Here is an 8,337-nt window from a genome sequence, read left to right as displayed (position 1 = left end):
GGCGCCGGCAGCTGGCGCGCTGGAAGAAGAACCAGCGCCGGGCCGTGGTGGCGACCGCCGTCGCGCTCGTCGGCGGCGGCCTGACGCTCGCCTCGCTGGACCGCGGCAACGGCGACAAGGCCCAGGCGGCCACCGCACCGGACCACCGGAGCATGGGCCTCACCGAGGACCCGTCGGCCGCGCCCAGCAGCCCGCCGTCCACACCGGCCCCGCCCGCCGCCACGCACCGGCGCGCCTCCGGCACGCCGACGGCACAGACGCCCGCCGTGAACGCCCCCCGGCAGCAGTCCCTCGCCCCCGCGGCCCGCACGGCACAGTCCGCCGGCCGGCCGCTCACCACCGCGGCGGCCGCGCACCCGGCCGCTCCGCAGCCACGGAGCACCGCGCCGTCGTCCTCCGGTACGAGCACGAACACGAGCGCCGGCACCGGCACCGGCACGAGCACGGGTTCCTCCGGTACGACCTCCCAGCCGACCAACTCCACCGGCAGCGGCAGCAGCACCTCCACCTCGCCGTCGTCTCCGTCGTCCCCGACGTCCCCGTCGTCCACGTCCTCCAACCAGCTCTGCCTGGTCGTGGTCTGCCTCGGCTGACGGCAGATGGGCAGATGAGTACGAGCACGGATGTGCCGGGCACCGGCGGCTCACCAGGATGGGGCGGTGACCTCTTCTCCTTCCGCGCCGGACCGTGGCCCGGTCGTCGCGCTGCTGGTGCCGACCGCGCTCCTGCTGCTGCCCCTGCTCTACGGGTGGTACCGCTTCAGCCATGACGTGCTCGCCTGTTTCGGCGGCCCGGCCGGTTGCCGGGGGCAGCGCGAGCCGGTGATGTCGGCGGTGCACTGGGGGCTGGTGCTCGTCGGCGGCCCGGTGGGCGGTGCCGTGCTCCTCGGCGTCATCGGCGGGCTGCTCCGGCGCCGGGCCGCGGTGTGGGCGGCGGCCGGTGCGCTCCTCGGCACGCTGGTGATGTGGGTCGTCGCGGTCCACGCCCTGGGCGAGGGGTTCCAGCACTCGAACATCGACTTCTGACCGGCTCGCCCACCCCGCAGACGCTCCCGCTCCTTCACCGCTCCCGCCCGCGCTCGATGGCCGACTCCACCGCCGCGATCCGGTCCGCGAGCAGTCCCAGTGCGGCCACCGCCCGGCTCACGGGATCCTCCCCGTGCCCGCCGAGGGCGCGGGCGCGCGTATCGGCGCTCTTCACCTCGGCCCAGCGGGCGGCCTGCGCCGGGCTCAGCGTGCCGCGCAGTTCGGCGAGTTTCAGCAGGTTGGCCTCGGCGCCCGTGGTGAGGGTCTGGGCCTCGGCCGTGTAGTGGTCGTCGACGACGGCCTCGCGTTCGGTGTCGTTCATGACCGGGCGCAGGCGCCCGGCGATCCGGTTCATGTCGCGGTAGGAGCCCTGGAGGCGGAAGGCGGGCTCCGTGCGGGCGGCCTCCGACCGGGCGGCGGAGGCGATGTAGGCCTCGTTCACCTTCAGCACCGTCTCGCGGACCGCCAGCACATGGCGCAGCACGGCCACGACGGCCGCCAGTTCGGCCGGCGGCACCGGGCGGGTCAGGCGGTCGGCGCGGGCCGTCGGGTCGGCGCCGGCCAGCCGGACCAGCAGGTCCAGGTCGGCGCGGTCGCGGGCGGCCAGCGGGGCCAGCACCGGGTTGGCGGTGAGGGCGTTCTCGACGAAGCTGAGCGCGAAGACGTCCTCCTTGCCGGTGAGGACGTCGCCGAGGTTCCACACGTCGGCGCGGTTGGCGAGCATGTCGGGGACACGGAAGCGCTCGCCGGACTCGGTGTAGGGGTTGCCGGCCATGCACACCGCGAAGCGCTTGCCGCGCAGGTCGTAGGTGCGCGGCTCGCCGTCCCACACGCCGTCCACCCGCCGGGTGGCGTCGCACAGCGGGATGAACTTCTGCAGCAGCTCGGGCGAGGTGTGCTGGATGTCGTCGAGGTACAGGAGCGTGTTGTTGCCGGCCGCCAGCGCGAAGTTGATCTTCTCGATCTCGCGGCGGGCGGTGGCGTTCGGGGCGTCGGCCGGGTCCAGCGAGGTGACGGTGTGGCCGAGCGCCGGGCCGCTGACCCTGACCAGCATCAGGCCGAGCCGGTCGGCGACGTACTCCATCAGCGTCGTCTTGCCGTAGCCGGGCGGGGAGACCAGCAGGAGCAGACCGCCGGTGTCGGTGCGCCTGGACTCGCCGGTGGTGCCCAGCTGCCGGGCCAGGCTGTCGCCGATCAGCGGCAGGTACACCTCGTCGACGAGGCGGCCCCGGACGAACGCCGGCATCACCCGCGGGCGGTGGTCGTCCAGCCGGAGCCGGTCGCGCTCGGCGGCCACCAGGGCCGTACGGCGGCGCTGGTAGGCGCGGAAGGCGGGGACCTCCTCGGCCGCGAACCGGGCCGTCCGGGAGAGGAACTCGTCCAGGCGAACGGGCAGTTGACCGCCGGCCACCCGAGGGTGCGTGCCCAGCAGGCCCTCGGCGGTCGCCGTCAGCGGGGCCTCGCCGTCGTAGCGGGGCAGGTCCGGGCAGAGCTCGGCGGCGACCGCCTCGGCCAGCTCGCCGGGCCCGGCCTCGGTGCCGGTGGCGGCGGCGTACGCGGCGAGCCAGGCGTGCACCACCTGCCGGCGCGCGGCCAGCTCGGTCAGCCCCTCCAGGTCCGTGCGGTAACCGCCCTCCGCGTGCCGGAACTTCTCCAGCAGGGTGCGCGCCGTGAGGCCGAGGACGAAGCCCGCAGGACCGCAGGTCAGCTCCTCGAAGAGGTACGCGGCGGCCGGCCCGCCCGCCACCGACGCGTCCCAGGCCTCGATCGCCCCGGCCAGCTCCCGCTGAAGCTCCCCGATGGCCGGTACGGCGCCGAAGGCGTCCCGGGCCCGAGCCAGCGACACCGCCCGCCGGGACCAGGCCGTCCGGGCCTCGTCCGTCGTGCCGTGCGCCCAGAACAGCTGGGCGGCGGCGCGGGCGGCGGGCTCGTGGCGCAGGGTGCCGGCGCCCTCGTACAGGGGCAGCAGGGCCCGGAGCACGACGGTCGCGTCGTGGTCGTGGACGCCCCGCTCGTAGCCCTCGTCGTACGACTCCTGCGCCGCCCGGCGGACCAGGTCCGGCAGGTCGTCGGCGGCGGCGAGGGCGGCCGGGCCGTGCTCGGCGAGCAGGCGGGCGGCGAGGTGCTCGGCGCGGTAGACCTCCGGCGACTCGGACGGCAGGTGGCGGTCCCAGTAGGGGCGGTACGCCGCGAAGTCCGGGTCGGCGACCGGGGCGCGGTAGTCCGTGCCGGTCACCGCGAAGGCGAGGGTGTCGCCGTGCGGGACGAGGGTGAGGTCGAGCGGCTGGGTGTTGACGGCGAAGCGATGGCCGCCGAGCAGCAGGGTGCGGCCGTCCTCGGCGTACAGGTCGGCGCGGTCGCGCAGGGCGCGGGCGGCCTCCTGGCGGGCGGACTTCAGCCGGCCGTCGAGCTCCTCGGCGCGCACGCTGTCGCCGAGGGCGCGCAGTTCGCCGGCGGTACGGCGGACCTTGGCGACCAGCGGGTCGGAGGCGAAGTACGTGGTGACCGCGTCGGCATCGGGCAGCGTGGCGGCGCGACGGGCGACCGACTCCAGCATGCGCCCCGCCGAGAGCGCGAGCTGCTCGGCGCGGCGGGCGCGGGCGTCGGCGAGGGACTGCTTGCGGGCGGCGAACGTCTCGTAGAGCTCGGTGCGCCGGTCGGCGAGTTCCGTGAGGAAGTCGTCGAACTCGGCGAACCGGCCGTCCAGGTCCTCCAACCGGGCCAGGACGGAGGCGAGTTGGTCGTCGCACTCCTCGGGCGTTCCGGACGCGGCGAGCGCCGCGGTGACGGCCTGGGCGAGCAGCGCGGTCTCGGCGGCGAACTCGGCCCGCCCCTCGCTGTCCTGGAGGCTGCGGCGCCGGGCGTCCAGGGTCGCCCGGGCCCGGTTGACGCCGCCCAGCACCTCGGCGATCCGCTCGAGGACGGCGGTACGGACGGTGGCGTCGGCGATGTCGAGGCCGGTCACGACCTCGGTGACCGTGCGCAGCCCGTCGGAGAGCTCGTCGAGCCGGGCGGCCACCGGCCCGCCCTGGGCCACGGTCCCGACGGCCGCCGCCTCCTGGACCAGCCGCTCGACCTCCGCCTGCTGCCCCGCGAAGGCGTCATCGCGGGCCAGGAACTGCACCGCGCGCCGCCCGAAGGAGGCGAGGTCGTCCTCGGCCGCGGCCGCCAGTTCCGCCAGCCGGGCGGCATCCACGTACCGCAGCTCCCGCAGCGTCAGCAGGTGCCCGTGCGCGTGCCGGAGCTCGGTCAGCCCGCGCACCCAGGCGGCGGCCTCGCGCGGCGCCTCCCCGCGCAGCCGGCGCACCACGGCGGCGATCCGCGCGTCGGCCTCGTCGAGGGCGTCCGCGGCGTGCCGGGTCAGCTCCCGCACGGTCTCGAACTCGCCCAGCACCTGCTCGGCGGCCGTACGGACCTCCCCCAACGGGCCTGCCAGCTGGCCAAGTTCGGGGTCGGCCAGCCAGTGATGGGCGTCGGCGGCCCGCACACAGGCCGCCACCAGCGCCCGGTACCCCTCGCTGGTCTCGATGCCGTCGGCCACCAGCCCGGCCACGGACAGGCAGTCGGCGAGCCCGCGCACGAGATCCGCGTTGCCGACCCGGGCGAACGCGCCGGTGCCGGTGCGCAGCGCGGCGGCGTGCGTGTCGGAGACGTACGGCGAGGTCCACCACTGCACCGGATGCGTGTGCGCGGGCTCCTCGCCCCCGTCGCGCAGCACGGCGAGCGCGCCGTCCTCGAACAGCGCCCAGCCCCGGCACGGCAGCGGGTTCGCGACCTCCTTGCGCAGGGTGTTGTACGACAGCAGCAGCGTGCGCCCGCCGGCCCGGGACCGGAAGGCGTACAGCACGTCCTCCCCGTTCGGCGCGCGCACCTCCCGCTCGAACTCCAGCCCCGAGACGTCGAGTTCGTACGTCTTGTGGGTTCCGCCCGCCAGGCAGTACCCGCCCGGGAAGACGATCCCCTGCTCCTCGGGCAGCCGCCGGCACGCCTGCCCGATCCCGTCGAGCCGGACGACGGTGCGGGACAGCGTGTCGAACACGAGGTACCGGTCGTCCTCCTCCTTGTACGGCCGCACCCGCAGCAGCACCAGCGCACCGACCCGCGCATGCCCGACCGCCGCGTCCGCGAGTGCCTGCAGCGGCTCCTGCACGGGCTCGGCGTGCAGCTCCTCACCGTCGGTGGTGCGCACGGTGAGCGATCCGCCGACGGTGGACACCCCCAGTCCCCCGGGGACGGCGACGTACTGGTCCCGGCCGAGGACGTGGTCCTCCCGGGTGGTCTCCGTCCAGGTGACGTCCTGGGCCGGCGGGAAGACGTCGTCGCGGTCGCCGCGCGCGTCCAGGAACGCCACGCGGCCGTCCTCGGCGAGGCCCCAGCGCAGGACGCGGACGTCCTCGGCCTTCTCGCCGGTGCGGAACACCGCCAGCAGCCGGCCGTCGACCCGGCGCAGCCGCAGCAGGCTCGCTCCGCGGTAGTAACGGTGCAGCGCGCCGAACTCCCGCACGAAAGCAGGGTCGTCCAGCAGACCGGGTACGGCGTCCTCAGCCAGCCGCTCGCCGTCGCGGCCGTACAGCGCGAGGACGTCCGCGGCTCCGCCGGTCACGCCGAAGAGGAGCGCGTCCCCCACGGCCACGATGTCGCTCGGCGTGCACGCGTGCTCGGTGTGGAGGCGAGCGGTGCGCGCGAGGTCCAGCCGCGCCGAGCCGAACTCCTCGGCCCGGCGCGCGTTGAGGTCCTCGGCCCGCCGGGCGAGCTCGGCGGCATGCCCGGCGAGCCGGTCGCGGAGCACCTCGTAGGTGCCGGCGTCAACGGCACCATCGGTTGCCATGACGGATGGGTTTCCCTTCGTGGACTGTGCGGCTACCGGCTCGGGGCCACGGGGTCGTCCGCCCCGCCCCTGTCCCGTCTCAGCTCCCCGTGCCGCTCCCGTTCAGGGCCGTCACCGGTGTGTCCGACAGGCCCAGTTCGCTCGCCCGGTCGAGGAGCTTCTGGAGCTGTCCCGCCTGCGGGCCGCCGTTCTTGATCTGCTTCGCCAGCAGCGCCGACACCGTCAGGTTCCGCACGTCCGCCGAGCCGAGCGAGCCGAGGATGTGGGAGAGGTCGTCGGTGAAGCTGCCCGAGCCGTCCAGCCAGGGCTTCGCCAGGGCCTGCGCGGTACGGGAGTTGGCGACGAAGCCGTCCACGCCCTTGCCGAGGGAGATGGAGGACACCAGGCGGTCGAAGAAGACGGACTCCCCGCCGACGATGTCGATGTCGGCGTTCTCCAGGCCGGTCGCCAGCACCGTCGCCTGCGCCTCGGCCACCTGCCGCTGGGTCTCCAGGCCGGCCAGCCGGATCTCCTTCTCCGCCTGCAGCCGCAGCCGGTACTCCTCGTGCCCGCGCGAGGCCTCGTCCAGCGCGGCCATCGCGGCGGCCTTCTCGGTGAGACCGGCGGCCTCGGCCTTCAGCTTCTCGCCGATGGCGGTGGCTTCCGCGAGCGCCTTCGCCCTGGTCCCCTCGGCCTCGGCCAGGCCCTTGGCCCGCGCGCCCTCCGCCTCGGCCTTCAGCCGCGCCTCGGTGGCCTCCGCGGCCGCCCGCGCGCCCTCGGCCTCCGCGAGCCCCTTCGCCCGCGCGCCCTCGGCCTCCGCGAGCGCCTTGGCCTGGGTGCCCTCGGCCTCGGCCTTCAGCCGTGCCCCGGTGGCCTCCGCCGCCGCGCGCCCGGCCTTCACGGTGACCTCGGCCTCCTTGTCGCGGACCTGCACGGCGGCCAGACCCTCGGCGGCGGCCTCGGCCTGGACGCCCTCGGCGAGCCGCAGCTTGGCCCGGGCGTCGAGGTCGGCGGTCTTCAACCGGGCCTCGGCGAGGGTGAGTTCCTCGGCGGCGCGGTGCGTGGCCGCCTGTTCCGCGGCCTCGGCGGCCTTGATGTCCTTGACCAGCTTCTCCTGCGCCTCCGCCTCGGCGGCGATGACGAGCGCCTGCCGCTCGCGCTCCGCCTCCTCGACCACACGCAGCTTCTTGATGGACTCCTCCTGCTCGGCGACCGTACGGTCCACCGCGACCCGTTCCCGAACGACCTCGGCGATCTCCCGCTTCTCCGCCTCGACCTCCTTCTCGGCGGCGATCTTCGTCAGCTGGGTCTCCCGTTCCCGGGCGATGACCTCCAGCAGGCGGTCCTTCTCGATGCGCTCGTTCTCGACGGCGAGGACCCGCTCGCGGTTCTTCGCGGCGACGGCGATCTCACGGGCCTGGTTCTCGCGCTGCACGCCGAGCTGTTCCTCGGTGCGCAGGAAGGCGCCCTGGGCGCGCAGCCGTTCCTCCTCCACCACGCGGGCGGTCTCGGCCTCCTCGCGGGCCCGGGAGGTCTCGATCTCCCGCTTCTGCTTGATCTCGGCGTCCGCCTGGCGCCGCTCCAGCTCCAGGATGGCCTCGCGGGCGTCGACGTCCTGGCGGGTGATCTCCTTCTGCTCGTTGCGCTTGGCCTCGTTGGTGCGCACGTGCTCGATCGCCGTCAGCTCGGTGATCTTGCGGATGCCCTCGGCGTCGAGGACGTTGGCCGGGTCCATCTGGGAGAGCGGGGTCTGCTCCAGGTAGTCGATCGCCGCGTCCTCGAGGTGGTAGCCGTTGAGGTCGATGCCGATCAACTCGATGATGTGGTACCGGAGTTCCTCGCGCTTGGTGTAGAGGTCGGTGAAGTCCATCTGCTTGCCGACGGTCTTGAGCGCCTCGGAGAACTTCGCGTGGAACAGCTCCTGGAGCGTGTCCTGGTGGCTGGCGCGCTCGGTGCCGACGGTCTGGGCGACCTTGATGACGTCCGGGACGGTCTTGTTGACCTTCACGAAGAACAGGATCCGGATGTCGGCGCGGATGTTGTCCCGGCAGATCAGTCCGTCCCGCCCCGAGCGGCTGATCTCGATGGTCTTCACCGAGATGTCCATGACCTCGGCCTTGTGCAGGATCGGCAGCACGACCTGGCCGGTGAAGGACACGTCCACCTGGCGCGTCTTCGACACGATCAGGGCCTGGCTCTGGTCCACCTTGCGGTACAGCCGGGAGAACGCGAACACCGCGAGCACCACGGCGACGAGACAGACGGCGACGAGCACGCCGAGGGCTTCCATGGCATACGTCCTTGCGTCAGACGATGAAGTACGGAGCCCCCGGGATCGCGGTGCCGGACCATGTACCGGACCCCCGTACCGGTCCTTGACCACCGGTCGTCCGCCGGTGTCCGGCACCGCGATCCTCCGTAGTGCTCCCCGCCGACGATGGTGCGGCCAGGGCGTACACCAGCGCATTGCCGGTCTCCGGCAGTGTTCACTAGGGTCTTGATGCC

At 74.2% G+C, this 8,337-nt stretch carries 3 protein-coding genes and 1 pseudogene; 2 read left to right on the top strand and 2 right to left on the bottom strand.

Features of this window, described 5'->3' with window-relative positions; translation table 11 throughout:
* Nucleotides 1-593: pseudogene (locus tag ABT288_RS14805) on the top strand (SCO2400 family protein); the annotation flags it as partial.
* A 66-nt stretch (nt 594-659) separates the two neighbouring features.
* Nucleotides 660-1,025: a hypothetical protein gene (locus tag ABT288_RS14800; RefSeq protein ID WP_351606877.1), complete on the top strand. Its 366-nt coding sequence runs from the start codon at nt 660-662 to the stop codon at nt 1,023-1,025.
* 34 nt (nt 1,026-1,059) lie between these two features.
* Here ABT288_RS14800 and ABT288_RS14795 read toward each other — a convergent pair whose 3' ends face one another.
* Both ABT288_RS14795 and ABT288_RS14790 read right to left on the bottom strand, forming a co-directional pair.
* Nucleotides 1,060-5,853: a DNA repair ATPase gene (locus ABT288_RS14795; RefSeq protein ID WP_351606874.1), complete on the bottom strand. Its 4,794-nt coding sequence runs from the start codon at nt 5,851-5,853 to the stop codon at nt 1,060-1,062.
* 79 nt (nt 5,854-5,932) lie between these two features.
* On the bottom strand, nt 5,933-8,122 hold the full coding sequence (locus tag ABT288_RS14790) for a flotillin family protein (protein ID WP_351606871.1): 2,190 nt from the start codon (nt 8,120-8,122) through the stop codon (nt 5,933-5,935).
* Nucleotides 8,123-8,337 lie beyond the last annotated feature (215 nt).

Source organism: Streptomyces sp. NPDC001093 (genome assembly GCF_040298985.1).
Taxonomy (GTDB): domain Bacteria; phylum Actinomycetota; class Actinomycetes; order Streptomycetales; family Streptomycetaceae; genus Streptomyces.
This window is presented reverse-complemented; position numbering and strand designations above follow the sequence as displayed.